The organism is Aquibium carbonis, from assembly GCF_003970795.1.
In the GTDB taxonomy this organism is placed as follows: Bacteria; Pseudomonadota; Alphaproteobacteria; order Rhizobiales; family Rhizobiaceae; genus Aquibium; species Aquibium carbonis.
This window is the reverse complement of the sequence record NZ_RWKW01000056.1, coordinates 39002-65907: the sequence shown is the minus strand read 5'-3', so window position 1 is coordinate 65907 and position 26906 is coordinate 39002. Positions and strand designations below refer to the sequence as shown.

Below are 26906 nucleotides of genomic sequence, written 5' to 3'. Positions count from 1 at the left end.
GCGACGGCGAACGACAAGCCATGCCCAGACAGAGAGACGACACCCTCGACCAGTTGCGCCAGGACGGTGCTTTCGACGTCGTCGTGGTGGGCGGCGGCATCAACGGCATCGGGGTTTACCGGGAACTGGCGCTGCAGGGTCTTCGAGTGCTGCTCGTCGAGCGGAACGACTTCTGCTCCGGGTGCAGCGCGGCGCCGTCGCGCATGATCCACGGCGGGCTGCGTTATCTCGAGAACGGCGAATTCGACCTGGTGTGGGAGTCGCTGCGCGAGCGCGACGCGCTGTTGGTGAACGCGCCCCACATGGTGAGGCCGCTTCCGACGACCATTCCAATCGCGCGGGTGTTTTCGGGCCTGATGAACGGTGCCGCCGGATTTCTCGGCCTGTCGAGCCGGCCAGCGAGCCGCGGCGTGCTACCGATCAAGATCGGGTTGATGCTCTACGACTGGACGACGCGGCACCGCCGCCTGATGCCGAAGCACCGTTTTCATGGCGCGCGCGAGACGATGCGGCTGTGGCCGGGGCTATCGCCACGATTGCGGTTCTCCGCGACCTACCATGATGCCTGGATCAGCTATCCGGAACGGCTCGGCGTCGAACTCGTCCTCGATACGGCGCGTCTGGCGCCCGGAAGCGTGGCGCTGAACCATGCCGAGATCACGCGATCCGGCGATGGCTACAGGCTCGTCGACCGGCTGACAGGCGCCACGGTGCCGGTGAACACGCGCGCCGTCGTCAATGCGACCGGCGCCTGGCTGGACGAGGCGCTGGCAAGCCTTTCGGAGGGCGACGACGTTGCCGAAACCTTTGTCTCCGGCACCAAGGGATCGCATCTGATCCTGGATTGCCCGGCGCTCTATGACACGCTGGGCGGTCACATGATCTTCTTCGAGAATGACGACGGCCGCGTCTGCATCATGTTTCCCTATCTCGGCAAGGTGCTTGCCGGTTCGACCGACATCCGCGTCGACAAGGCCGACCGCGTCCGATGTGAGCCGGAAGAGCGAGACTACATCATCGAGGCTGTGCGCGAAGTGTTCCCGACGGTTCCCCTGTCGGCCACCAACGTGGTCTTCAGCTTCAGCGGCATACGCCCGCTGCCGAAAAGCGACCAGGAATTCACCGGGCGCATCTCGCGGGGCCATTTCGTCAAGCCGATGGGCGGCAAGGTTCCGCAATTCTGCATGATCGGCGGCAAATGGACCACGTTTCGCGCCTTTGCGGCGCAGACCGCCGATGTCGTGCTGGCGGAACTCGGGCATGAGCGCGTTCGGGACACCCTCACGCTTGCGATTGGCGGCGGGGCCGGCTTTCCGGCGGCCACAGGCGAACTCGTGGAAGAACTCGCGTCCCGCAACGGCATCGACGCCAAGCGTGCCGTCTGGCTCGCTGATGCCTACGGCACGCGCGCCCACGAGGTGCTTTCCTTCTGTATCGGCCGCGACGACGACGTGGCCCTCGCGGACGATTGCCAGATCACGGCGGCGGAGATCGTCTACCTGACGCGGACGGAACACGTGGCGAGGATCGAGGACATGCTCTTGCGGCGCACGCCGCTGGCGATCCGCGGAGACGTCTCGCTGGAGATCATTGCGCGCGTCGCAGCCGCGATGGCCGGCGAACTGGGCTGGACGCAAGATCGGACGTCCCGCGAGATCGAGACATTCATCCGCGACCTGGCGGATTATCATGGCGTCTCGCGCGAGATGCTGGAACGACGAAACCACGACAGGAGCGACCAATGCGGCTGAGCACCAAGGCCAGGATGAACCGGCTGTTCAACAACGGAAAATGTCTCGACGTCGCCGTCGATCACGGGGTCTGCAACGAGCCGAGCTTTCTGGTCGGGCTCGAGGACATGGCGGGCGTGATCGACACACTGGTCCGTGCAAAACCCGACGCCATCCAGATGTCCTATGGCCAGGCCGACCTGCTGCAAGGCCGACCAGAGAAGGACAAGCCGGCGCTCGTCATGCGCATCGACATGGGCAATCCGTACAACCCCGAGCGGCACCGCGTCATGTGGGCGATGCTGCAGAACCACGACGAGCCGATCATCGGCGCGCTCGAAATGGATGCGGCCTGCGTGGTGGTGAACCTGTTCATGCTGCCGGACGAGCCGGAGCTGTTTCGCCAGTGCGTGGAAAACATCAGCCGCGTGCGCGCGGCCTGCCACCGCTACGGGATGCCGCTGATGATCGAACCACTGGTGATGTTGCCGAACGCCGTACGCGGCGGATACCAGGTGGACGGCGATGCGGACAAGATCGTCGCGCTGGTTCGTCTCGCGTCCGAGATGGGCGCCGACATCGTCAAGGCCGACCCGACCGACGATCCGGAGGAGTTTCATCGCGTCGTCGAGGCCGCACGTGTACCGGTTCTGGTGCGCGGCGGCGGACGGGAGGATTTGAAGGCGGTGCTGGGGAAGTCCTCGACCCTCATGAAGCAGGGAGCGAAGGGGATGGTCTACGGCCGGAACATCTACCAGCACCAGAACCCGAAGGCGGTCGTCGATGCGCTGATGGCGATCATCCATCGAGGCGTGGACGGAGATGCCGCCTGGGATATCTACAACCATGGCTGATGGCGGTCCCTACCTCCTCGGGCTGGATGCCGGAAACACCATCATCAAGGCCGTGCTGTTCGACACGCGCGGCCGGCAACTCGCCGCGCATGGCGTCGATGGGGCAACCCACAAGCCCGCGGCGGGCATGGTCGAACGCTCGCTGCCGGAGCTTTGGCGCAACGCCAGGACCGCCATCGCCGGCTGCATCGCTTCAGCCGCCATCGACCCCCGGCAGATCGCCGCGATCGGCACGGCGGGGCATGGCAACGGTCTCTACCTGCTCGATCGAGAAGGTGCTGCCCTCATCGGCATCCAGTCGCTCGACACCCGAGCGGCCGCGCTCGCGGCGGAACTGGACGCGCAATCGGGCGCCCGGCTCCATGCGATCGCGCTGCAGCGACCCTGGCCCTCGCAGACCCCGGTGCTGCTCTCCTGGCTCAAGCGTCACAGGCCCGACCTCTACGCAAGAGCGGGAACGCTTCTGTTTGCCAAGGATGTCGTGACCTTCCACCTCACCGGAGAGCGGGCCAGCGAGATATCGGACATGTCGGGCGCCGGTCTGCTGCGATTGCCGGAGGCGACCTATGACGGCGAGCTTCTGGCGCTCTACGGGCTGGACGACGCCGCGTCCCTGTTGCCGCGACTTCTCCAGCCGTCCGGTGTCGTGGGAACCGTCACACGAGAAGCGGCGGCGGCCACGGGACTTGCGGAGGGGACCCCGGTGGTCGCCGGCTACTTCGATGTCGTGGCCTCGGCGCTCGGCTCAGGCGCGATCGGCGCGGGCGCCGCTTCCATCGTCGCCGGCAGCTGGTCCATCAACCAGGTGTTCTCGGACGCTCCGGTGCGTGACGAACGGGTCTTCATGGTGGCCGCCTACAAGCCCGGCCGCTTCCTCAACATGGAAAACAGCGCGACCTCGGCGGCGAACCTCGAATGGTATGTGCGTACGCTGATCGAACGGGGCGGTCACCACGACGATCCTTTCGCGTTCGTCAACAAGGCCATCGGCGAAGTCCAGCCCCGGCCGGATGATCCCCTGTTCCACCCGTTTCTCTATGGCGGGCGCCTCGGCGCGCATCAGCGCGGCGGCTTTTTCGGGGTGGCCGGCTGGCACGCGGAAGGGCACCTGCTTCGGGCGATCTTCGAAGGCGTCATGTTCGAGCATCGACGCCACGTCGAAGTCCTGGCCGAGGCCGGCGTGCGGTTCTCGACCGCGGCGCTTTCGGGCGGGGGCTCGCGCTCGCCGCACTGGCCGCAGATGTTTGCCGATGGCCTCGGCGTCGACGTGACGGTCGCCGAAGCAAGGGAGACGGGCGCCCTCGGCGCAGCGATCGCCGCTTCGATCGCGGCCGGAATCCACGCTGACGAGATCGACGCGGTGGCGGCCATGACGCGCCCGGCCCGGGCGTTTCGGCCTGATGCAGACTTGCGCGCCCATTATGACAGGCGCTATTCCATCTGGACCAGGATGACCGACGCGATCGATCCGTTCTGGCGAGAATTGGCAGCAAACGGCCCGGGAGAATAGCCCGGCGCGGGGAGTATGAATACGGCGGTGCCCCCCGGTGTCGCGAGCGCAAGGTTGTGGCGGGAGGGCGCCAGACTGGACTGCCGCTGACCGGAGAATTTTTGGCGAAGCCGGAACGCAAGCCGCACCAAGTTCATTAAAGCCACGCACGAGACTAAACATTTGGTACTTTTCTACTTGGTCGGTTTCCTTGACACGTAAACGAATGCATCACTCCGATCCGCGAATCTCGACAGGCACCGAAGGCCTCGACCTCATTCTCAACGGAGGGCTTACACCAGGCCGCACCTATCTTCTTGAAGGCGCGCCGGGTTCAGGCAAGACCACGCTCGGTTTGCAGTATCTGCTCGAAGGCGTGCGCGTCGGCGACCGTTGCCTTTACGTCACGCTCTCCGAGACGAGCGAGGAGCTGCACGCCGTTGCCAGTTCACATGGATGGTCACTCGACGGCATCGATCTCTTCGAGCTGTCGTCCGCCGAGGAAGTGCTCGGTGACGGACGTCAGCAGACGGTCCTTCATCCTTGGGAAGTGGAGCTGAGCGCCACGGTCGAACTGATCATGAAGCGCGTCGATGAGGCGCGCCCGCAGCGCCTTGTGTTCGACAGCCTGTCGGAGTTGCGATTGCTTGCGCAGGATGCGCTGCGTTATCGTCGTCAGGTCCTGGCGCTCAAGCAGTATTTCGCCGGCCGGAACATCACGGTCATTCTGGTGGATGACCTGACGGGCGAGCGCGGGGAACGGGATGCACACCTGCACTCGATCTCGCACGGCGTCATCACGCTCGAACGCCGCACGCTCGAGTTCGGATCGGCCCGCCGCCAGCTTCAAGTCCAGAAGATGCGGGGCGTCGAATTCGTCGGCGGATATCACGACGTCGCCATCGAGCGGGGCGGGTTCCTCGTGTTCCCCCGCCTGATCGCGTCGGACTTCCACTCTCCGTTCCTGGGCGATCCGATATCGAGCGGCGTCCCGGAACTGGATTCACTGCTCGAAGGCGGACCCAGCCGCGGCACCTGCGTGGTGCTCACCGGTCCGGCCGGTTGCGGAAAGTCGAGCATTGCCTTGCGCTATGCGCTGGAAGCATGCGAGCGCGGCGAGAACGCCACCGTCTATGCATTCGACGAGCGGATCGGCACGTTGATCTCACGTGCGCGGGGCATGGGCGACAATCCCTGCGCCATGATGGAGGCGGGCTGCCTCAAGGTGGAACAGATGGACCCGGCTGACGTGGCGCCCGGTCAGTTCGCGTGGATGGTGCGGCAGGAAGTCGAAAAGCGCGGCGCCAAGGTCATCGTGATCGACAGCCTGTTCGGCTATCTGGCCTCCATGCCCGAGGAAAAGCAGCTGCTGCTCCAGCTTCATGAGCTCCTGTCGTACCTCAACCAGCAGGGCGTGGTGACGCTTCTCCTCAATCCTCAGCACGGGCTGATGGGTTCGATGAACACCGGGCAGCTCAATATCTCCTACATTGCCGACGTCGTCATCCTCTTCCGGTTCTTCGAGGCGGCTGGTCGTCTCCGGAAGGCGATATCAGTGCTGAAGAACCGCAGCGGCGGTCACGAGGACGCCATTCGCGAGCTTCGCATCGATGATCGCGGGATCCGGATCGGCGAGCCCCTGACCGCCTTCAAGGGGGTTCTGTCGGGTACACCCGAGTATGTCGGCGACAGCGACCCCCTCATGGAAAGTCGCCTCGATGCCGCATCGAAGTGACGGCAAGGTCGTCGTCTACGCACCGTTCTCCAGAGACGCCGAAAGCATCATTCGCGTGCTCGCGCCGCATGGCATCGCGGCCGAATCGGTCACCACCCTTGCCGCGCTCGTGGCGCGGCTGGGCGATGATGTCGGCACCGTGCTGATGAGCGAGGAGGCGCTCTCCCAGCCGAACTGGAGAAGTCTCGTCGACGTCATCAATGCCCAGCCGAGCTGGTCGTCCTATCCCTTCATCGTGCTCGTCGGCCAGAAGAGATTCAGCAATCCCGAGACGATCTATGGGGTTCTGCCGACGGAGATCACCAACGTCATCGTTCTGGAGCGCCCGATGGGTTCGGCGACGCTGATCAGTGCCGTTCGCTGGGCGCTGTCGGGCCGTCGGCGCCAGTTCGTCACGCGCGATCATTTGCAGAAGCTCGAGGACAATGCACGGCATCAGGCGCTGATGACGCGCGAGCTGGCGCATCGCGTGAAGAACACGATCGCGATGCTGCAGTCCATCGTCACGCAGACCCTGCGGCCGCGGCCCGAGGTGGACGACCTCCGCGTCGTGATCGTCGAGCGGTTCGCCGCGCTTTCGCGCGCCCATGATCTGCTGCTCGGCACGGATTTCGCCGCCGCCGACTTTCGCGAGCTCGTCAGCCGCTCGGTGGGCGTCCATGGCGGCAACATCGTCATCGACGGGCCCGGGATCGACCTGTCGCCGCAAGCTTCGTTGTCATTCGCGCTGGTCTTGCACGAACTTGGCACCAACGCGATCAAGTATGGTTCCCTCAGGACGTCGCACGGGAGGGTGGACGTCAAGTGGGACGTCGTCGACAACGTCTTCGTCTTCGCCTGGAAGGAACTGGACGGGCGCCCCGTCGAGCCGCCAGCGCGCAGCGGGTTCGGTGTCCGGTTGATCAGGTCGACCCTTGAAGGCCTGGGCCATCTCAAGCTGTCCTACGAGCGGACCGGCTTCGAGCTGGCGTTCGAGGCGGAACTGGATCGTCTCCGGCATGGCGTGCCGGAACTCTGACGTCGCGGGTGTCGCTGCGACGTCTGATGTTGCAGACTTCGAACTTCGTCGAGAAGCGGCGCGCGAGTTGCCGACGGGCCCGACGCATTGTCGGCCGCTGGAACGGGCCTGTCCGCTATTCCGCGGCAGCGCCGACCCCATGCGCATCCCTTAGCTTTTCGAGAAGCCGCGCCACGGCTTCCGCGCCGGGATCGTTCACGCCATTCAGCCGGTCCTCGGAGATGTAGCTGGCGCGGCCGGCCTTGGCCTTGCGCATGCCGCCGGTGGCATCCGCGCCGGCCCGAGCGGCGGTGGCTGCGGCTGCCACACCATCGGGCAGGGCTTCGAGCGCTGGCACCAGGGCGTCGATCATGGTCCGATCGCCGGGTTCGGCGCCGCCGACCTGGCGAATCCGGTCGAGTCCGGCCTTCAGCGCGGCGATCCAGTCCTTGCCCCCGGCGGACGCATCCCCGGCGGCGGTGAAGAAGATGGCCAGCAACACGCCCGACGAGCCGCCCATGGTCTGCGACAGCTCCATGCCGATCGCCCTATAGAGCTGCGTCAGATCGGCGAGCGGCAGCCGGTCGAGCGCCGCCGCAAGCGCGCGCGCGGCGGTGGCGAGCGTCGTTCCGGTGTCGCCGTCGCCGGCTCGTGCGTCGAGACCGTTGAGGTCGCCCTCCGCCGCGATCAGGATGTCGCAGCAGGACCGCAGAAGCGCGCGGCGCTCGGGATGCGCCGACGGCATCGGCTGGATCGGCGTCAATCCGTCGGGCAGGGCCATGACCTCCACCTTGCCGAAGGGAAAAAGCCCCGGCCAGGCCCACGGAGCGACCTTGGCCTGAAGCGCCGTCTCGGCCTCCTTGGTGAGCGGCATCAGGGACAGGGAGAAGCCCTGCATGTCGAGCGATGTCATCATCGCCGCAGGGCCGACCATGAAGCGGATCTGATCGGCGATCGGCGAGCGCGCGAGTTCCTCGGCGAGAACGGACATTTCGAGCTGAGTCGCGCCACCGAGATTGTTGAGCAGCGCCACGTACGGCCCCGGCTTGAGGCGCGGCGAAAGCCTTCCGATGACCATCTCCATGGCCTGGCGGGCGGTCTCGAAGGCCACCTGTTCGGCGCCGGCCTCGCCATGGATGCCGAGGCCGAGTTCGGCGAAGCCCGGCGCGATGCGGTCGTGCTTGGGCGAGCCGGGGATGGTACAGGTGTCGAGCGACATGCCGATCGAGATGACGCCGTCGATGGTGCGCCGAGCCGCCGCGGTGACGGCTTCCAGGGGTTCGCCCGCCTCCGCCAGCGCGCCCGCGATCTTGTGAACGAACAGCGTTCCGGCGACGCCGCGCGCCTGCGGCAGGTCGGGCAGCGCCACGTCGTCGTCGACGATGACCATGTTGACCGACAGGCCGAAGGTCCGGGCGCGCTCGGCTGCCAGGCCGAAGTTCAGCCGGTCGCCGGTGTAGTTCTTGACGATCAGAAGGCAGCCTGCCTTTCCGGTCACCGTGAGGATGGCGGCGAGCACCGCGTCGACCGAAGGGGAGGCGAAGACATCGCCGCAGACGGCCGCCGTCAGCATGCCCTGGCCGACGAAGCCTGCATGGGCCGGCTCATGGCCGGAACCGCCGCCCGAGACGATGGCCACCTTCGAGCGATCCCAGTCGGCGCGAACGGCGACCTTGATGTGGGGATAGCCGTCGAGGCGCGCGATACGCCCGCCCGCGCCGCGCAGAAATCCGTCGAGCGCCTCCAGAACGACCGTGTCCTTGGCATTGAAAAACTGTGTCATGCGAGTTTTCCTCAAACGAGACGAGCGCCGTCGGCGGCGAAGTAGAGTGGGTTGTGCGGTGCGATGCGAATGGTGGCGCCGGGCCGGAGCGGCGTGTGCGGATCGGCCAGTGTGACGAGGGGATGGCCTTCGACAACGAGGTGAAGCCGGGTCTGGTCGCCCAGGTGCTCGACGCGCGCGACGCTGGCCTCGCGTCCCTCGCCCTCCCGAATGTGCTCCGGTCGCAGGCCGATGAAGGCCGCATTTGCCGGTGCCGGGCCGAACAACGCGGCCGGAAGCGTGTTGATGCGCGGCTGGCCGAGGCGCGAGGCGACGGTGAGGCTGACCGGGGCCTCGTAGATCTCGCGCGGAGTGCCGAACTGCACCAGGCGGCCAGCGTCGAGCACGCCGACATGGGTGGCCATGGTCATGGCCTCTATCTGGTCATGCGTGACGTAGACCAGCGTCGCGCCGAGATCGTCGTGAATGCGCTTCAGTTCGATGCGCAGGTCCGCCCGCAGCTTTGCGTCGAGTGAGGACAGCGGCTCGTCCATGAGGAAGACCTGCGGCTTGCGTACCAGCGCCCGCCCGATCGACACGCGCTGCATTTCGCCCCCCGAGAGGGCGGTCGCCTTGTTGTCGAGCTTGTGGGCGATCCGCAGCACCTCCGAGACCTCCCGGATGCGCCGTTCGATCACGTCGGGCGGCGTCCGCAGAAGCGGAGACTGGAGCGGGAAAGCGAGGTTCTGGCGCACCGTCAGATGCGGATAGAGCGAATATTGCTGGAACACCATGGCGACGTTGCGTTCGGCGGGCGTGTCGGCCATCACGCTGCGCCCGCCGATCGAGATGGTGCCGCTATCCGGCGTCTCCAGTCCGGCAATGAGGCGCAGCGTCGTGGTCTTGCCAGCGCCCGTCGGTCCAAGCAGGACGACGAAGGCGCCGTCGGGGACCGACAGGTCCATCGTATCGACGGCGAGGGTCGTGCCGAAGGTCTTGGAGATTCCCTTGAGGACCACGTCAGCCATGGGCCGCCTCCCTGCGCTGGGCCTGCCGCAGCATGGGCCGCTCGACCGCCAGCGCGCGTCCGCTTGCTGCGTCGAAGAGGGACAGCGTCGGGGTGGTGAAGCTCAGGCCGACCGTCTCGCCGGTACGCACGGCCAGCGACGATGCGACGCGCGCCTTCACGAGGCCGCTCGGCGTGTCGAGGGTCACGATCTGGGTCGTGCCGAGATACTCGGCTGCCACGACCACGCCGCGATAGGGGGCGGCGTCATCGAGCCTTACGTGCTCGGGTCGGACGCCGAGCACGGACTTCGAACCGGTGGTCGCTTGCTTCGTCCGAGGCACTGCGATCTCGACGCCCGACAGTCGGACGGTCGTCGCACCCTCCGGGATCGCCTCATCGAAGCGCAGGAAATTCATCGGCGGGGAGCCGATGAACTCCGCGACGAACAGCGTCGCCGGCTCGTCGTAGATGTCCTGCGGGGTGCCCCACTGCTCGACCACGCCATGGTTCATGACGACGATCTTGTCGCCCATCTGCATGGCTTCCAGCTGGTCGTGGGTGACGTAGACGGTGGTAGCGCCCATGCGGTCGTGGAGCGCGCGCAGTTCCTCTGCCATGCGCTCGCGGAATTCGGCGTCGAGCGCGCCGAGCGGCTCGTCCATCAGGAAGGCCTTGGGCCGGCGTACGATGGCGCGGCCGAGCGCCACGCGCTGGCGATCGCCCGCCGACAATCCGCCGACCGGCCGGTCGAGGATTGGCTCGATGCCGAGGATGCGCGCGATCTCGGCCACTCGCGCCTTGATCTCGGCGCGCGGCACCCCCTGGCTGACCAGCGGATAGGAGATGTTGCGGCGAACGTTCAGGTGCGGATAGAGCGCGAACATCTGGAACACGAAGGCGATGTCGCGCGCGCTTGCGCGCATGTTGGCGACGTCCTTGCCATCGAGCAGGATCTGGCCCGACGTGGGCAGTTCCAGCCCCGCGATCATTCGCAGCGTCGTGGTCTTGCCGCAGCCCGACGGGCCAAGCAGCATGAAGAACTCGCCGTCGGCGATGGTGAAGCTCGATTCCTTCACGGCGGTGAAGCCGCCAAATTCCTTGCGCAGGTTGCGGATCACGATCTCAGCCATGTGCGACCGCGCCTTCGGTGGCCTTGTCCCGGTGGTAGGTCAGCGCCATCCCGATGCAGATCGCCAGGATGCCCGTCTGCGTCGGTTCGCCGATCCGCTGCAGCAGGGCGCGGTTGCCGGAACACTCCACCGCATCGAAGAAGGTCGCCTTGAACCGGTCTACCAGGTTGGTCTGGCAGTTCACGTAGATCGCGACATGATCCGGCGCATTCCTGTGCCAGCCGAGACGGATGGTGCTTCCTGTCCGCGTGGCCTCGGTCAGGTAGGCGGGTTCGCCCCATTTGAGCGTCTCGGTCAGCGGGCCGACGCCCTTCTCCTTCGCCACGCGAAAGACGAGCCGGCGCAACTCGATCAAAGGCCCCCTTGCGCGCACCGGAAATGAATCGAACGCCGCGGAGACCGCGGGAGGCAAGGGAGGGGCAATAAAGTCTGTCATGTCGCTCATTCCGGGAAATGGCTGACGATGATGAACATCACCGTGCCGGTCAACGTCACGGCGAAGGACCATGTGTAGATCGCAAGAGCGAATGGCTGCATGAGCATGACGACGCCAAGCGCGATCAGCACGGTGGCGACCGTCTCCCATGGGCCACGCCGCAGGCGCGCCAGACGATGGACGAAGCTTCTCATTTGCGAACCGCGCCGAAGGTTATGCCGCGCAGGAGATGCTTGCGCAGGAGGATGGTGAACACCATGACCGGCACGAGGAAGAGCGTGGCGCCCGCCGCCACCGCCGGCCAGTCCTTGCCGACGCCGATGATGGTGGGGATGAAGGGCGGCGCCGTCTGCGCCGTGCCCGAGGTCAGGAGCACCGCGAAGGCATATTCGTTCCATGCGAAGATCAGGCAGAAGATGGCGGTGGACGCGATGCCGGTCGTGGCCTGCGGCAGCACCACCTTGTAGAAGGCCTGAAAGCGCGTGTAGCCGTCGATCAGCGCCGCCTCCTCGTACTCGACCGGAATCTCGTCGATGAAGCCCTTCAGCAGCCACACCGAAAGCGACAGGTTCACCGCCGTGTAGAGCAGGATCATGCCCAGATGCGTGTCCGACAGGCCGAGCTGGCGAAACATCAGGAAGATGGGAATCGCCACCGCGATCGGCGGCATCATGCGCGTCGACAGGATGAAGAACATCAGATCATCCTTGAGTGGCACCCTGAAGCGCGAGAAAGCATAGGCCGCAAGCGTGCCGAGGAAGATCGACAGGAAGGTCGAGCCGAAGCCGATGATGACCGAATTGAGGAAGCGTTCGCCATAGCGGCTGGGGCCCGAGATCACCATGTCGTACTGGCGCACGATGCGGTCGTACCAGGTTTGCGGGGGCCCGAGCTGCGCCAGCGTCTCCGGTGTCGCCCGCGAGCGTGTCGTGAACAGGTTGACGTAGCCTTCCAGCGTCGGCTCGTAGACGAGCTTCGGCGGGTAGGCGATGGCGTCGGCCGGCGACTTGAAGCCCGTCGCGATGATCCAGGTCAGCGGCATGATCGTCACCAGCGCGTAGATGACGACGAGGGTGCCGGCGAACCATTTCTGCAGCCGGGACGGCTCGGTGACCGAATGGTTCATCGCTGCTTCACCCTGTTCAGGGCCTTCACGTAGATGGAGGCGAGGCCGAAGACGGTAACGAACAGAATGATGGCGTAGGCGGAGGAGTAGCCTGTCCGCCACTTCTCGAAAGCCTCCCGTTTCAGGTTGATGGAGGTGAGTTCGGTGATGCTGCCCGGCCCGCCGCCGGTGAGCTGGACCACCAGGTCGAACATCTTGAAGTTTTCGATGCCGCGAAACAGGACGGCCAGCATCAGGAAGGGCAGCACCATGGGGATGGTGATGGTCCAGAACTGGCGCCAGCGCGAGGCGCGATCGACTTCGGCGGCCTCGTAGATGTAGTCGGGGATGGACCGCAGCCCCGCCAGGCAGATCAGCATGACGAAGGGTGTCCACATCCACGTATCGACGATGATGATGGACCAGGGCGCGAGCCGGACATCGCCGATCATCGAGAAGGAGGCCGGATCGATCCCGGTGACGAAGGCGACCGCATAATTGAATAGCCCGATCTGCGGCTGGTAGAGAAAGGTCCAGAAATTGCCGACCACCGCCGGCGAGAGCATCATCGGCAGGACGATGATCGTCGTCCACAGATCGTTGCCCTTGAATTTCTTGTTGATCAGGTAGGCGAGGGAAAAGCCGATCAACACCTGCAGGACGAGCGTCCAGAAAAGAAAATGCGCCGTCGCCTGCATCGAATTCCAGATGTCGGGATTGGTCAGGATGCGCTCGTAGTTGCGCAGCCCCACCCATTCCAGTTCGTCGTTGGCGCGGTTGGCGCGATAGTTGGTCAGGCTGAGGCGGATCGTCCAGATCAGCGGGAAGATGTTGATCGCGAGAAGAAGGACGATCGTGGGAATGATGAACACCCATGCGAGTGCGCGATCGGAAAGCCCCGCGATCCTGCGTCGCAGCGCGCCTGGTGCGCCAACCCGTTCACGGCTGATGATGTCGTCCGTCATGACGCCAGGCCTGCTGATGCAAATTTGCCGGATGCCCGGGCGAAGCCAGCCGGCCCCGCCCTGGGATTGTCGCTCTTTGAAGGCTGATGGCTAGAGCTTGCCGTCGTCCTCGAAGGTCTCGGTCCAGTCGCGCACGAGGCCGTCGAGCGCTTCCTTTGCCGTGCCGTTGCCGGCGACGACATAGTCGTGGAAGCGGCGCTGGGTGGCCTGCAACAGGGTCGCATAGCTCGGCTCGGCCCAGAAGTCCTTCACCACGGCCATGGAGTCGAGGAAGGTCTGCGCATAGGGCTGGCTCTGCGGGAAGGCCGGATCGAGCGTCACGGACTTCAGGCAGGAGAAACCGCCCATGGCCCACCACTTGGCCTGTACCTCCGGCTGGGCGAACCACTTGATGTATTCGAGCGCGGCCTCCTGCTGCGACGAGTAGGAGACGACCGAGATGCCCTGGCCGCCGAGCTGGGCGAACTGCTCCCCGTCGGGGCCAGCCGGGTTGACGAAGTAGCCGGTCTTGCCGCCGCCGACGTTCGCGTCGCTCTCGAAGCCCGGCCAGGTGAAGGCGAAGTTCATCTGCAACGCCACCTGGCCCGACTTGAACGCGTCGATGCCTTCCGACATGTAGCCGTTCGACGAGCCGGGCGGGGTGCAGCAGTCGTAGAGCGCCTTGTAATATTCGAGGCCGGCGACGGCGCCCGGCGAGTTGACGAAGCCTTCCATGTCGTAGGGCTTGTCCGGGTTCTCGTATTTGAAGCCGTAGCTGTAGAGCGCGTTCATGGCGCCCATGGTGATGCCTTCCGAGCCGCGCTCGGTGTAGATCGAGGCGCCGTAGACCGTCTTTCCGTCAACCTCGCGGCCTTGGAAGAACTCGGCAATGTCCTTCAGTTCGGCGAGTGTCGCCGGCACGCCGAGATCGCGACCGTACTTCTCCTTGAACTCCGCTTGCAGTTCCGGCTTCTCGAACCAGTCCTTGCGATAGGTCCAGCCGACGACGTCGCCGAAGGCGGGCAGGGCCCAGTAATTCGGCGTGTTCTTCGGCCATTCCGAATAGCCCGTCACCGTGGCGTCGATGAAGTCGCTCATCGTGATGTCGTTGGCATCGAAGAAGTCGTTGAGCTTGACGTAGTGGCCGTTCTCGGCCGAACCGCCGATCCACTGGCTGTCGCCGATCATCAGGTCGCAGAGCTTGCCGCCCGAGTTCAGTTCGTTGAGCATGCGGTCGGCGAAGTTGGGCCAGGGCACGAACTCGAACTTCATCGAGTGGCCGGACTGCGCCTCGAAGTCCTTGGACAGTTCCACCAGAGCGTTGGCCGGGTCCCAGGCGGCCCAGCACAGGGTGAGGTCGGCCGCCTGCGCCTGGGATGTGGAAAAGGCAGCCGTAATCGACAAGGCGGCTGTGGCCGCCAGATGGGCACGTCTCATGATCGATCCTCCCGAATGGCGCCGAGCGCCGACGTAAGGGAAGCTAAATGAGGTACGTACCTCATGTCAATCGTCTTCAAATCCGAATTCCGCGTTCGTGATCGACCATGATCCGGGGGCGGGATGTTACGGGTGGGGGACGAGAGGCCTGGATGGAGCCCACCCAAGAAGGCGGCTTTTCGAGTGGGTCGGGCTCAGGGCAGGTTCTCCTGCACCACGATCTCGATGCGGATGCGCTCCTGGGACGGCACGATGCCCACTCCGTCGCTCTTGGCCCGCAGGACGCGGATCGCGCTGCGGACGATGTGACCGACGTTCTGGCTGATGACGGCGTCGAACATTCCGGTCTTCAGGGCGTCCCTCGTCACCTTCGTCAGTTCGTGCGCGACGACGGACAGGGTGCCGGGAGCCATGCGGGCCCGCAGCAGATCGAGCAGCGCACGGCTGCCATGACCGATCGAGTAGATGCCGGTGATGTCGGGCCGGTTGTCCAGGACCGCGTTGACCACCCTGGCCGTGACGTCATCATTGTCGTGCCCCTCGATGGAGGGCAGCACCTCGATGCGCGGAAACCGCTCGGCCATGATCCGGTCGAAGCCAAGACGGCGTTCGACGTTGTCGCGGGCCTGCATCGAACTGACGAGAACCATGACCGCGCCGGGCTGGCGGCCATGGAACTTCCCCATCAGGAGACCGGCGGTGCGGCCCGCCGCGACGTTGTCGATGCCGACGAAATGGTCCCGGTCGGTGTTGGGCAGATCCGAGACCAGCGCCACGATCGGTACTCCATCGGCCTTCAGCCGCGCGATCGCGTCGCGAACATGCGGCGTCTCGGGCGCGAAGATCGCCATGCCGTCGGTGTTGGCGCGCGAGATGGTGCGCAAGGCGCGCACGAGCGCGTGCGGGTTGTCGGCGGGGAACGTGACGATGCGCACGTCCGTCCGATCCGAGGCCGAACCACGCACCGCTTCGGCGATCGCCTCGCGCAACGTGCCGACGAAAAGGACCGGCGTTTCCGGCAGGACGAAGGTCATGCGATAGCGTCGTTGGCGGGCAAGGTTGGCCGCCGTCACGTCGCGTACGTAGCCGAGCTGGTCGATCGCGGCGTTGACCCGGCCGACCGTCTTTTCCGTCACGCCGGGCCGCTGGTTGAGGACACGGTCCACCGTGGCGAGGCTGACGCCCGCCGCCTTGGCAATATCGTTGACCGTCGGACGTGACATGAAAGACCTCTGACCGCACTCTATCCGGAAGTTTGTGAGGTACGTCAATCACGCGGCGGGGCTAAGGGGGTACCTTCGGCGATGTGTTGCGTTTTGTTGCCGACATTGCGTGCGATGATCGGGATGGTGCCGTTGAAGCCGGGGCGAACGACGGACGCGCGCTCTTCGAGGATCGCATGGATATCCATCCGACGTCGGGCGGCCTCGGCTGCTCGTGGCATGACGCTCCCGGGGCGCTACGACTTGAGCCCCCGGATGTCGCGCGGGGAAATGCCGTACTTGCGCCGGAACAGGGTCGAGAAATGTGCTGAGCTGTTGAAGCCGTGGTCGTAGGCGATGGACGTAATGGTGCGGCCGTCGCCGAGGGTCAGGCGATCATAGGCGAGTTGAAGACGACGGTTCCACACCCATTCGGATGCCGACATCTCATCGCTTTCGAACAGGACGTGAAGGTAGCGCAGCGACATGCCGTTGGCGGTGGCGATCCTTTCCAGCGTCAGGGTGGGGTCAGCCAGATGCGCCTCGATCCAGTTCTGCACCGAGCGCAGTCGCGCCCGCTTCACGGAGCCCTCCGCAGCCGGCATGTCGCCTTCCGACGTCAACAGCGAAAAGGCGAGCAGGTCCATCAGCTGGTTGCCGAGACCGGCGCGAACGCCTTCCTCCAGCCGCGAGCCTTCGGTGGCCAGCGACGCGCAGAACTCCGTCGCGATGCGACCCAACCCTTGGGTCGTGTTCAGCGAGGCGGAGACCGGGATCCGCTCGCGCGGGAATCTCTGGGCGAATTCGTCGCGCGGAATCTCGAGATAGAACGATCGAACCTCGCCATGGCCGTAGAGCTCGTACTGCTCCGCTGCGCAAAAAACCGCGCCGCGCGCCGCGTTCGACTTGTGGTGTTCGCCCCGCTGCAGCACGCTGATGCTGCCCTTGTGAATGAGTTGCAGGTAGTAGCATTCCTTGTCCAGCCGCGAGATGTGGCGCCTGTTGCGGCGTATGCGCTGCTCGGACAGCAGGATGTCGGTCAGCGCGACCTCGCCGAACTTCGCCTCGCGAATGAAGCCGCGATAGTGGGCGGGATCCGTCGCCTTCACGTCGACATTCACATAGACGTCGCATATGGCGTCGCGCCATGCGGCGTAGCGCGCTGACGGCGCGTAGTCGTCAGTCGAAAAGATCAGGTCCATGGGCTCCTCCACCCGCGGCCATGCGCCCGCCAGGCGGGCCATTCCCCCTCACGCTCTCTCCCGCGTGAATGTGTGACATTAGTCCCGGCCCGGACGCTCGTCCAGCGCCGTCCGAGCGAGTGCGCTCTCGAGAAAAAGTCCTGCATGCTCACGAAAGCGCCCTTCCGTCAGCCTCGCTAGTCTGACCTCCGATCGCACAGGGAAGAGTTTGGTGCGCTCGGGGGAGGATCGTTGCGTATGTCGTCCATGGGCCGCTTGAGCCAGGAGCAGATCGTCTTCGGACTGGCGCTGTTGCTGTGCGCCGGTTTCGCGCTCGCGCTGCCGGGCTTCCTCACCACGAACAACGTGCTGAACCTCGTTCGCAGCGTTTCCATCCTCGGCATTCTGGGCGTCGCGATGGGGCTCGTCGTCATCGGCCGCGGGATCGACCTGTCGCTGGTCGCCCTGATGGCGATCTCGGTCGCCTGGACGCTCAATCTGATCGGCGGCGGCATGCCGATCGCGCAGGCGATGCTGATCGGCCTCGCCTTCAGTCTGATCGTGGGCGCCATCAACGGATGGCTCGTCGCCTATGCCGAGATACCGGCCATCTTCGCCACGCTGGCGATGGGGACGCTGATCTACGGTTTCGGTCGATACTTCCTGTTTTCACTCGACGTCGCCTACATGCCCGAGCGCGCGAATTCGCTGCTTTGGCTCGGCCAGGGGACGTTGCTGGGCGTGCCGGTTCCGATCTTCATCTTCGCCGCGGTGTGTCTCGCCGGCTACCTGTTCCTGCGCTACGCGAAATCGGGGCGTTATGTGCGGGCGGTCGGCGACAACATCCTGGCCGCGCGAATCACCGGCATTCCGGTCAGGCCGATCGTCGTCCAGCAATATGTGATGTCGGCGCTGATCGGCTATCTGGCCGGCATCGTCACCGCGGCCTCCGTTGCCAGCATGAACACGCGCCTCGCGCTCTCGACCTACGTCTACGACGTCATCCTCGTGGTGGTGCTCGGCGGCATCGGACTGTCGGGCGGGAAGGGCGGCATCCGCAACGTCATCGTCGGCACGCTGCTGATCGGCATCCTTCTCAACGGCATGACGATCATGGACATCCAGTACACGGTCCAGAACGTCGTCAAGGGTGCGCTGCTGCTGACGGCCATCGTCATCGACACGATCGTCAATCCCCGAGACGAGCAGACCGCCCAACAAGGGGACATTTAGCTTCACACTCACTGGGAGGAAAACCATGAGACTGTTCAGGACTTTGCTCGTTTCTGCAGCCGTCGCGCTCGGCGCCGGTTCCGCGCTCGCGCAGGAGGGCATCAACGACCCGACACGCGCGCCCTATTACGATGCCTTCGCCGGCAAGCGCGTCGCCTATGTGCCGGTGGCGATGGGGTTCGACCTGACCGAAGGCTGGGCGGCCGGGCTCAGGGATGCGCTCGAGCCGCTTGGCGTCACCTTCGACATCCGCGACCCGAACTGGAACACCGACGCCGGCGCACAGGCCATCACCGCGCTGATCTCGGAGAAGCCGGATGTGATCGTGGTCCACAATCCCGACGTTCAGTCCTATGCGCGGTTGCTCAAGCGGGCCGAGGAGGCGGGCATCTACGTCGTGCAGGTCAACATGCGTTCCAGTTACTCGACGGACGTCTTCGTCGGCGCCGACTATGTCGGCATGGGCGAGCAGATCGGGCAGCGCCTCGTCGACGTGTGTTCGCCAGACAAGGGCAAGAGCGGCAAGGTGGCGATCACCCAGGGCGTGCTGACCGCCGCCGCGAGCATCTACCAGATGCAGGGCATCAACAATGTCCTGTCGCAGCATCCGGAGATCAAGCTGGTCTCCAACCAGGCGGCCGACTGGGATTCGACCAAGGCCAAGAACATCGCCGCCACCGTCATCCAGCAGCACCCGGACCTCTGCGCCATCACCGGCTTCTGGGATGTCATGGACATCGGAACGGCGGCCGCCATCAAGGAGTCCGGCAAGGACGTCTATCTGCTGACCCAGGGCGGCGGCAACCGCATGGTCTGCGACAACCTCGCCAACGGCACCTTCTCCGAATCCGTCGTCTACTTCGTGCCGGGACAGGCGCGTGACATGGCGACCATGATCAAGCACCTGCTGCAGCACGGTCAGGCGCCGGGCACCACCAAGACCACGCTGTTCACGCCGCTCGACTTCCTCACCAAGGACAACATGACCGCGGCCTCGTGCTGGGACATGCCGAGCAACGGCTGATCCGTCGCAGCGGCGCGGGCGGCCGTCGCGGCCGTCCGCGCCATCCTCATCCAACAGAGCATCGACAATGACGCTATCAGACAGCATCGTGCGCTGGCGCTATCGCCTCGTGCCCGATCACCTTCTCGGCGAGATACTCACCAAGCGCTGGGTCGACAACGCGATCCCGCTGCTGATCCTGGCCTGCGTCATGGCGGTGTTCGGCTCGCTGATCCCCGACTTCTTCGGCGCGGCCAGCGTATCCAACCTGATGCGCCAGTGGGGCGAATTCGGTCTCATCGTCATGGCGCTGACGATCGTCATGGTCGCGGGCGGCATCGACCTTTCGGTGGGCTCCATCTTCGCGCTCGGCAACATCGTCGCGTTGACGCTGATGCATGTTGCCGAACTTCCGGTGCCGCTGGTCGTGCTGTTCACCATGGCCTGCGGTGCTGCCGTGGGCCTCGTGAACGGCCTGCTCGTCGGCTTTCTGCGTCTGCGCGCCTTCCTGACCACGCTGGTCACGTTGATCATCGTGCGCGCCGTCGTCGACATGATCCTGCTCAAATATGCCGTGGCGATTGCCGCGGTCTTTCCAGACTCCGATTTCTGGTTCTTCTTCGGCGAAGGCTATGTTCTCGGGCTGCCGTTCAGCGTGGTGCTGACGATCGGCGTGGCCATCGTCCTGCATCTGGTGCTCAGCCGTACCAGGGCGGGGTGGCATGTTCTCGCCGTCGGCGGCTCGCGGCGGTCGGCCCACAATGTCGGCATACCGGTCCGCCGGGTCATCTGCGCCACCTATGTCGTCTCTGGAACGCTCGCCGCGCTCGCGGGCGTGCTGTTTGCCTCACGGCTTGGGGCGGCAGGCGCCGACATCGGCATCGGCCTCGAGATCGCCGCGCTCACGGCCGCCGTCCTTGGCGGAAACAGCCTCGGCGGCGGCCGTGGATCGGCGGCCAAGGCGGTCATCGGTTCGGTGACCGTGATGATCATGGTCAACAGCCTCGTCCGCATCGGCATCACCAGCGGCGGGAGCTCGCTGCTGCTCGGCCTCGTGCTGCTCGGAGCGGTGATGATCGACGTCCGCTGGCTGAAGAACCGCCAGAAATTCCTGTCGAAGGTCTATGTCTCGCCGACCTATTCAGCTCTGCCGGCAGCGCCAGCCACCGACGGTGCGTCGCCTTACGCGCTCAATGACCGGCTGCGCCCGGTCGAGGCGATCGGGCTTGATCGCATCGACGGCCCGGAAGACGTCATTCTCGACGCCAACGACAACATCTACGTCGGCAACCGCACCGGCGACATCGTGCGCTTCCTCGCTCCCGACTACGACCAGCAGGAGGTGTTCGCCCATGTCGGCGGCCGGCCGCTCGGCATGGCGTTCGCCAGGGACGGGTCGCTTGTGGTCTGCATCGGCGGAATGGGCCTCTACCGGGTGACGATGGACCGTGAGATTCAGAAGCTCACCGACGAAACCAACCGCTCCTGGTTCTCCGTCATCGACGATTCACGCCTTCGACTGGCTGACGACCTCGATATCGCCCCTGACGGCCGGGTGTTCTTCAGCGAAGCCACGGTGCGCTACGAAATGCACGAATGGCCGGTCGACTGCCTGGAATCGCGCGGCAACGGACGCATCATCTGCTTCGACCCGAACACGGGCACGACGCGCACGGTGCTCAAGAACCTGGTTTTCCCCAACGGCATCTGCATGGTGCACGATGGCCAGTCGTTCCTGTTTGCCGAGACCTGGGCTTGCCGTGTCAGCCGCTACTGGTTCGACGGTCCGAAGAAGGGAACGGTCGAGACCGTCATAGGGGACTTGCCGGGCTACCCCGACAACATCAACCGCGCCTCTGACGGGACCTACTGGCTTGCGCTGGTCGGCATTCGGACCCCGGCGCTGGATCTTGCACTGAAGATGCCCGGCTTCCGTCGGCGCATGGCGCGGCGGGTCGCGCCGGACGAATGGCTGTTCCCCAACATCAACACCGGCTGCGTGCTTCGCTTCGACGAGTCCGGACGGGTGATCGAGACCTTGTGGGACCGAAGCGGCGACAACCATCCGATGATCACGTCGATGCGCGAGCACAAAGGTCACCTCTACATCGGCGGCATCCTCAACAACCGCGTCGGAAGGCTGAAGCTGGACGGCGTCGACGAAACCTGGACCGCAAAGCGGTCCTACTGGGGGCAATCATGATCGGCGGGCTCACTCGCATGATCGACAGCGTGTTCGGGCGCGGTGACGCCGCGGTCACCGTGCCGTCGCTCGACGGGGCGTTGCGCCCCAACCGTGCGCTCGATGAAGCGACGGATCGCGCGTCGCTCCAGACCGTGGATTGCCTGGCGATGTTCGGCGACACGCTCGTCGCGTCGGCGGGCGCAGAACTGTTCGAACTCGGCTCGAACGGGACGTGGGACCGCCGGACCGACCTTGGATCGACGATCACCTGTATCGCATCCTTGCCGGATGGTATCGTCGCGGCACTTCAGAATGGTGATATCGTCGTCCATGGCGGGGTCCGCGATGGGCGGCGCTATCGCCTCGATCCCGCATCGATCTGCATGACCGACATGGCCTACGGGGAGGGCACCCTCTACGTGGCCGTCGGTTCGGCAACGAAAGGCGCCGACGCCTGGCAGCGCGACCTGCTCGAGCGCAACGCGTCGGGAAGCATCTGGCGTATCGATCTCGACAGCGGATCGGCCAGCCGCATCGCCGCTGGCCTGGCCTGGCCCGCAGGCGTGGTCGTCGACGGCAACGGGCTGGTGTTTTCCGAAGCCTGGCAACACCGGCTCGCGCGGGTCGATCTCGAGCGAGCGGACACGCCGCGGGTCCTGATTGCCGACCTGCCCGGCTATCCCGGCCGTCTGTCGAAAGGCGCGGACGGGTTCTGGCTGGCCATGTTTGCCCCCCGCAGTCAGCTCGTCGAGTTCGTGCTGCGCGAGCCGGCTTACCGCTCGCGCATGATGGCCGAGGTACCCGAGGCCTACTGGGTTGCGCCGAGGCTGCGATCGGGGCGCAGCTTCTATGAATCGCTGCAAGGCGGGGGCGTCAAGCATCTCGGCATTCTGAAGCCCTGGGCGCCGACCATGTCGGCGGGGTTGTGCGTCCAGCTCGACCGCTCGTTCCAGCCGCGCTCGAGCCTGCAGAGCCGCGCTGACGGCGCGACGCATGGGGTCACCTGCGCGGTCGAGCATCGAGAGCGGTTGTTCATTGCAGCGCGCGGGGACGACGTCATCGTCTCGGTCGCGCGCGAAAGTCTCGTGACAGACCGGGAAGACGGACGATGACGCCGATCGTTGAACTGCGCAACGTCACCAAGGAGTATCGCGGCATACCGGCGGTGAAGGATGTGTCCTTCACCCTCGAGCGCGGCGAGGTGCATGCTCTCCTGGGCGAGAATGGCGCCGGCAAGTCGACGCTGACCAAGATGATCGCGGGCGTCGTGCAGCCGACCGCAGGCGAGGTGTTGATCGACGGTGCGGGGGTGGCCTTCGCGTCGCCGTCGGAAGCGCTGGGTCGCGGCATCGCCATGGTCTACCAGGAGACCAGTCTCGTTCCGTCTCTCACCGTGGCGCAGAACATCTACCTGACCGACCAGAAGCGGTTCCATCGGCTGCGGGGCATCTACATTGCCGGCCAGCAATTCCTGCAGTCCCTCAATTTCCAGGTGGACCCCACCGCGATGGTGGCGGCGCTCGGCGCCGGCCAGAAGCAGATGGTCGAGATCGCGCGCGCCGTGCACCACAACGCGCAGGTCATCATTTTCGACGAGCCGACCGCCACCCTGACACCGGAGGAGAAACACCAGTTCTTCTCGCTCGTCGGCCGGCTCAAGCGTCGCGGCGTGTCGATCATCTTCATCAGCCATGCGCTCGAGGAGGCGCTGTCGATCGCCGACCGCATCACCGTGATGCGCGACGGCGAACACGTCGTCACCGACGTCACCTCCGCGTTCGATCGCGAAAAGATCGTGCGGGCCATGGTGGGGCGGACGCTGAGCGGCGGATACATCGGTTCGCACAAGGATCGCAAGGTCCGCACGGCGGGCGACAAGGTTCTCAGCGTCCAGAACCTCTCGATGGGCAATCTCGTTCGAAACACGTCGTTTTCCGTGTTTGCCGGCCAGATCACGGGTGTGTTCGGCCTCATCGGATCGGGTCGGACAGAGGCTGCGAAGGTGGTTTCCGGGGTCCTGAAACGAGATCTCTTCCACGGCGGCCAGGTGCGGCTCAACGGTCGATCGGTCCGCTACCGCGTACCGCGGCCGGCCGTGCGCGACGGAATCATCTACGTCACCGAGGACCGAAAGCTCGAAGGGTTCTTCGAGACGATGTCGATCGCGGAGAACATCCACATCGCGGCGATGGCCGGCGGCCGGACGAAGTCGCCGACCGTCTCGATGCGCGAGATGCGCACGATCGCCGAGGAGTGGATCGGACTGCTGAACGTCAAGGCGATCAACGCCGACGCCAAGGTCATCGAACTGTCCGGCGGCAACCAGCAGAAGGTGGTGGTCGCCAAGGCGCTCGTGCAGAAACCGAAACTGGTGATCTTCGATGAGCCGACGCGCGGCGTCGACGTGGGCGCGATCGCCGAAATCCATCAGCTCATCAACCGGCTTGCCGACGAAGGCATCGCGGTGATGGTGATCTCCTCCTACCTGCCGGAAGTATTGCAGTTGTCGGACCGGATTCTCGTCTGCCGGCAAGGCCGCATCGTGGAGGAGTTCGAAGGCAACAAGGCCGACGACGAAACGATCATGTACGCGGCCGTGCACTGATGACGAGGGAACTGAAGACGACCCGTCCCGTCCTCGACGTTCGCACGATCGAGGACATCGTCGCCATCGAGAGCCGGCCCTACGACGAGCTCGTGACCGCGCGAAACCTCCATGATCTGTTCCTGGCCACCGCGCGTCATGGCGGAGACCGGAAAGCCTTGACCGTGCTGCATTCGCCGGACCCGGCCGCCATCGGGTCGTCGCTCACGCACGCTCAACTGCTTGCGGAGATCACGCGCGCGGCCAATCTGTTCCGATCGCTCGGCCTCGAGCCGGGCAGGGGCGTCGCCGCCTTCCTGGCGCCGACGGTTCCCGAGTTGCCTGTGCTGCTGCTCGGCGCGCAGGTGGCGGGCGTGGCGAGCACGCTGAACTACCTTCTCAGCCGCGACGCCATCCTCGACCTGCTTTCAGCCGAAAAGGCGACGGTCCTCGTCATCCCTTCGCGCCACCTTGACGAGACCTGCTGGACGAAAGCCGCAGGCCTTCTGGCCGATGTGGCGACGCTCGAACGGGTCATCGTCGTCGGTGGAAACAGGGACGAGGAACTCCCGGCCGGATACATCCGGCTGGAGAAAGCGCTTGGCGGGCATGGTGGCGAAAGGCTCGAATTCGAGCCGTCTTCCGACAGCAACACGGTCTGTGCGCTGTTCCACACCGGCGGCACGACGGGGCGCCCGAAGCTGGTTCAGCTGACGCATGGCAACCAGATCCACGCCGCCTTCGGCTTCGCGCAGGTGTTCGCCTACAGCGAGACCGACACCGTCATCAACGGCTTTCCCTTCTTTCATGTCGGAGGGACCATGACGGTGGGACTGTCGGTGCTGGCGGCGGGCGGACACGTCGTCGTGCCGTCTCCCTATGCGCTGCGGCCACCGGCCGTGGTGGAGAACTACTGGCCGATCGTCGAGCATTTTCGCGCCACCGTGATCGGCGGGGTTCCGACTTCGATCGCCGCGTTGACCAACAGCTTTCCGAAGGGTTGCGACGTCACCTCCGTGCGCATGGCCGGCACGGGCGGCGCCGTGCTGCCGAAGGAAATCGGCGCGCGCTTCGAAGCGACCACCGGCATTCGCCTGTTCGAGACCTACGGCATGACAGAGACCGCCGCGGCGATCGCCTTCAACCCGGGGCGAGGCGAGCCGGTGGCGGGAAGCGTCGGGTTTCGCGCGCCGTTTTCCCGCACGAGGATCGTCAGGCTCGGCTCCGACGACGTGCCTTGCGCGCCGGGCGAAAGCGGATTGGTGCAGGTCAAGGGGCGACAGGTCTTCCCGGGCTATGTCGATCCGGTCCACAACATCGGCACGCTTGGTCCGGACGGCTGGCTGACCACCGGAGACGTCGGGTACCTGACCGAAGACGAGCGCCTGGTGCTGACCGGTCGCGAGAAGGACCTGATCGTTCGCAGCGGCCACAACATCGATCCCGCCGCGATCGAGGATGTGGCCAACAGTTTCGATGGCGTGCACATCAGCGCCGCCGTTGGGATGCCGGACCAATATGCCGGCGAGGTGCCGGCGCTCTTCGTCGTTCCCGCGCCCGGCGCCAGCATCGATGTCGACGCACTCAAGGCCTTTCTGGAGGCCAGGGTTCACGAACCGCCTGCGCGCCCTCGCACGGTGATCGTCATCGACGCGCTTCCGGTCACGGCCGTCGGGAAAATCTTCAAGCCGGACCTGCGCGACCGCGCGATCGTGGAAAAGGTGCGGCTGGAGGCCGAGCGCGTCTGTGGGCCCGGTGTTGCGGTGAAAACCGAGGTGTCACTGGACCATCAGAAGCGGACCTGCGTGCATGTGCGGCTTGCCGGCGCAACGCCGGAGCAACGGATCGCGCTCGCCAGGACGCTGGCTCCCTTGCCGCAGAGTTTCGACATTGCGGAGCAGGGAGAGCCATGACAGACGAACCTGTGCTGCTGGTGGTCGAGGACGGCATTGCCATCCTCACGCTGAACCGTCCGGACAACCTGAACGCTGCATCCGCAGCGATGATGCGCTCGCTGGCGCAGAGGCTGGAGGCCGTCGCCCAAATGCCCGGGCTGCAGTGCGTGATCCTGACCGGGACCGGCCGGGCCTTCTGTGCGGGCGGCGACCTGGCCGAATTCGAAGCCGCGCTCGAGGCCGGTGGTAGCCGGCTGATCGACACGCTGCGCGCCAACCAGGACATCATCCAGATGGTCGAGGACCTGCCGGTGCCGGTCATCGGCGCGGTGAACGGCGTCGCCGTTGCAGGCGGACTCGAGATCCTGTTGTGCTGCGACATCGTCATCGCCGCCGAAACGGCGATGATCGGCGACGGGCACACGCGATACGGCGTCGTGCCGGCGGGTGGCGCCTCGGTGAGGCTCGTCGAGCGCATCGGCCCGCTGCGCGCGGCCCAGCTCTTCTACACCGCGGCCCTGATCGATGCCGGCACCGCTGCCGAATGGGGGCTCGTCAACGAGGTCGTTTCCGCTGGAGAGCTCTTGCGGCGCGCCGGACAATTGGCGGGCGACATCTGCCGGGCAAGCCCCGAGGCCAACCGCCACGTCAAGGCGTTGACCGGGCGCATCGCGCGTGACGACAGGCGGGCCGAACGCATCCGGGCCGAACTGGACCGTTTCGCCACCCATCTCCTTGGCGGGGATCTCGCCGAAGGACTGGCGGCCTTTCGAGAGAAACGGCATCCACGCTACATCGATGGCAGTTGAACGGTTTCGCCGTTTTCCCGTTCCGGAGCCGGCCGGAGCCGGATTGCCATCACGTCCGCCGAAGAGGAGCGCCTGCCGGCTGTGCGCGGCAACCAGACCCGACGACCGGAGACGCCTGTGGCGGAGCCATCCCAACGAATGCTCCGCCATGACCTCGATGGATGTCGGTTTTAAACTAACACACTC

23 protein-coding genes are annotated in these 26906 nt (G+C 65.3%); 12 read left to right on the top strand and 11 right to left on the bottom strand.

Annotated features, from left to right (window positions below; genetic code table 11):
* Nucleotides 1-20 precede the first annotated feature (20 nt).
* From EJC49_RS15875 to EJC49_RS15855, 5 genes are all read left to right on the top strand, one after another.
* A complete protein-coding gene (locus tag EJC49_RS15875) occupies nucleotides 21-1751 on the top strand; it encodes a glycerol-3-phosphate dehydrogenase/oxidase (RefSeq protein WP_126700919.1) in 1731 nt (576 codons plus the stop codon).
* Nucleotides 1742-2584, top strand: a complete 843-nt coding sequence (locus EJC49_RS15870; RefSeq protein WP_126700918.1) for a class I fructose-bisphosphate aldolase — start codon at nucleotides 1742-1744, stop codon at nucleotides 2582-2584. Before EJC49_RS15875 ends, EJC49_RS15870 begins: the two co-directional genes overlap by 10 nt.
* On the top strand, nucleotides 2577-4094 hold the full coding sequence (locus tag EJC49_RS15865; protein ID WP_126700917.1) for an FGGY-family carbohydrate kinase: 1518 nt from the start codon (nucleotides 2577-2579) through the stop codon (nucleotides 4092-4094). The genes EJC49_RS15870 and EJC49_RS15865 overlap by 8 nt, the downstream gene beginning before the upstream one ends.
* 205 nt (nucleotides 4095-4299) lie before the next feature.
* A complete protein-coding gene (locus tag EJC49_RS15860) occupies nucleotides 4300-5808 on the top strand; it encodes an ATPase domain-containing protein (protein WP_126700987.1) in 1509 nt (502 codons plus the stop codon).
* Nucleotides 5792-6826 (top strand): sensor histidine kinase, encoded by a 1035-nt coding sequence (locus tag EJC49_RS15855; RefSeq protein ID WP_170314742.1) that lies wholly within the window; start codon nucleotides 5792-5794, stop codon nucleotides 6824-6826. The genes EJC49_RS15860 and EJC49_RS15855 overlap by 17 nt, the downstream gene beginning before the upstream one ends.
* A 115-nt stretch (nucleotides 6827-6941) precedes the next feature.
* Here the strand turns inward: EJC49_RS15855 and EJC49_RS15850 are convergent, their stop codons facing one another.
* From EJC49_RS15850 to EJC49_RS15805, 11 genes are all read right to left on the bottom strand, one after another.
* On the bottom strand, nucleotides 6942-8588 hold the full coding sequence (locus EJC49_RS15850; RefSeq protein WP_126700915.1) for a dihydroxyacetone kinase subunit DhaK: 1647 nt from the start codon (nucleotides 8586-8588) through the stop codon (nucleotides 6942-6944).
* Nucleotides 8589-8599: 11 nt separating this feature from the next.
* Nucleotides 8600-9595, bottom strand: a complete 996-nt coding sequence (locus EJC49_RS15845) for an ABC transporter ATP-binding protein (protein WP_126700914.1) — start codon at nucleotides 9593-9595, stop codon at nucleotides 8600-8602.
* The gene (locus EJC49_RS15840; RefSeq protein ID WP_126700913.1) at nucleotides 9588-10706 is read right to left on the bottom strand and encodes an ABC transporter ATP-binding protein; all 1119 of its coding nucleotides are present in this window, start codon (nucleotides 10704-10706) and stop codon (nucleotides 9588-9590) included. The genes EJC49_RS15845 and EJC49_RS15840 overlap by 8 nt, the downstream gene beginning before the upstream one ends.
* On the bottom strand, nucleotides 10699-11142 hold the full coding sequence (locus tag EJC49_RS15835; RefSeq protein WP_126700912.1) for a DUF1801 domain-containing protein: 444 nt from the start codon (nucleotides 11140-11142) through the stop codon (nucleotides 10699-10701). Before EJC49_RS15835 ends, EJC49_RS15840 begins: the two co-directional genes overlap by 8 nt.
* A gap of 5 nt (nucleotides 11143-11147) precedes the next feature.
* Nucleotides 11148-11336, bottom strand: a complete 189-nt coding sequence (locus EJC49_RS15830) for a hypothetical protein (RefSeq protein WP_126700911.1) — start codon at nucleotides 11334-11336, stop codon at nucleotides 11148-11150.
* Nucleotides 11333-12268, bottom strand: coding sequence for a carbohydrate ABC transporter permease (locus EJC49_RS15825; protein WP_126700910.1), 936 nt, complete (start codon nucleotides 12266-12268; stop codon nucleotides 11333-11335). The genes EJC49_RS15830 and EJC49_RS15825 overlap by 4 nt, the downstream gene beginning before the upstream one ends.
* Nucleotides 12265-13212, bottom strand: a complete 948-nt coding sequence (locus tag EJC49_RS15820; RefSeq protein WP_126700909.1) for a carbohydrate ABC transporter permease — start codon at nucleotides 13210-13212, stop codon at nucleotides 12265-12267. Before EJC49_RS15820 ends, EJC49_RS15825 begins: the two co-directional genes overlap by 4 nt.
* A gap of 90 nt (nucleotides 13213-13302) precedes the next feature.
* On the bottom strand, nucleotides 13303-14628 hold the full coding sequence (locus EJC49_RS15815; RefSeq protein ID WP_126700908.1) for an ABC transporter substrate-binding protein: 1326 nt from the start codon (nucleotides 14626-14628) through the stop codon (nucleotides 13303-13305).
* A gap of 194 nt (nucleotides 14629-14822) precedes the next feature.
* The gene (locus EJC49_RS15810; protein ID WP_126700907.1) at nucleotides 14823-15851 is read right to left on the bottom strand and encodes a LacI family DNA-binding transcriptional regulator; all 1029 of its coding nucleotides are present in this window, start codon (nucleotides 15849-15851) and stop codon (nucleotides 14823-14825) included.
* Nucleotides 15852-15895: 44 nt separating this feature from the next.
* A complete protein-coding gene (locus EJC49_RS25720; RefSeq protein ID WP_170314741.1) occupies nucleotides 15896-16039 on the bottom strand; it encodes a hypothetical protein in 144 nt (47 codons plus the stop codon).
* A gap of 48 nt (nucleotides 16040-16087) precedes the next feature.
* The gene (locus EJC49_RS15805) at nucleotides 16088-17032 is read right to left on the bottom strand and encodes an AraC-like ligand-binding domain-containing protein (protein ID WP_126700906.1); all 945 of its coding nucleotides are present in this window, start codon (nucleotides 17030-17032) and stop codon (nucleotides 16088-16090) included.
* 237 nt (nucleotides 17033-17269) lie between these two features.
* Between EJC49_RS15805 and EJC49_RS15800 the strand changes: the two genes are divergently transcribed.
* From EJC49_RS15800 to EJC49_RS15770, 7 genes are all read left to right on the top strand, one after another.
* Nucleotides 17270-18244, top strand: a complete 975-nt coding sequence (locus EJC49_RS15800; RefSeq protein ID WP_126700905.1) for an ABC transporter permease — start codon at nucleotides 17270-17272, stop codon at nucleotides 18242-18244.
* A 25-nt stretch (nucleotides 18245-18269) separates the two neighbouring features.
* Complete coding sequence (locus EJC49_RS15795) at nucleotides 18270-19268, top strand: sugar ABC transporter substrate-binding protein (protein ID WP_126700904.1); 999 nt, start codon at nucleotides 18270-18272, stop codon at nucleotides 19266-19268.
* 67 nt (nucleotides 19269-19335) lie between these two features.
* Entirely contained in the window at nucleotides 19336-21450 is a 2115-nt protein-coding gene (locus EJC49_RS15790; protein WP_126700903.1) for an ABC transporter permease, read from the top strand.
* Nucleotides 21447-22544 (top strand): NHL repeat-containing protein, encoded by a 1098-nt coding sequence (locus tag EJC49_RS15785; RefSeq protein WP_126700902.1) that lies wholly within the window; start codon nucleotides 21447-21449, stop codon nucleotides 22542-22544. The genes EJC49_RS15790 and EJC49_RS15785 overlap by 4 nt, the downstream gene beginning before the upstream one ends.
* Nucleotides 22541-24037, top strand: a complete 1497-nt coding sequence (locus tag EJC49_RS15780) for a sugar ABC transporter ATP-binding protein (protein ID WP_126700901.1) — start codon at nucleotides 22541-22543, stop codon at nucleotides 24035-24037. Before EJC49_RS15785 ends, EJC49_RS15780 begins: the two co-directional genes overlap by 4 nt.
* Nucleotides 24037-25929 (top strand): AMP-binding protein, encoded by a 1893-nt coding sequence (locus EJC49_RS15775; RefSeq protein ID WP_126700900.1) that lies wholly within the window; start codon nucleotides 24037-24039, stop codon nucleotides 25927-25929. Before EJC49_RS15780 ends, EJC49_RS15775 begins: the two co-directional genes overlap by 1 nt.
* Nucleotides 25926-26720, top strand: coding sequence for an enoyl-CoA hydratase/isomerase family protein (locus EJC49_RS15770; protein ID WP_126700899.1), 795 nt, complete (start codon nucleotides 25926-25928; stop codon nucleotides 26718-26720). Before EJC49_RS15775 ends, EJC49_RS15770 begins: the two co-directional genes overlap by 4 nt.
* The last annotated feature ends 186 nt before the right edge of the window (nucleotides 26721-26906 follow it).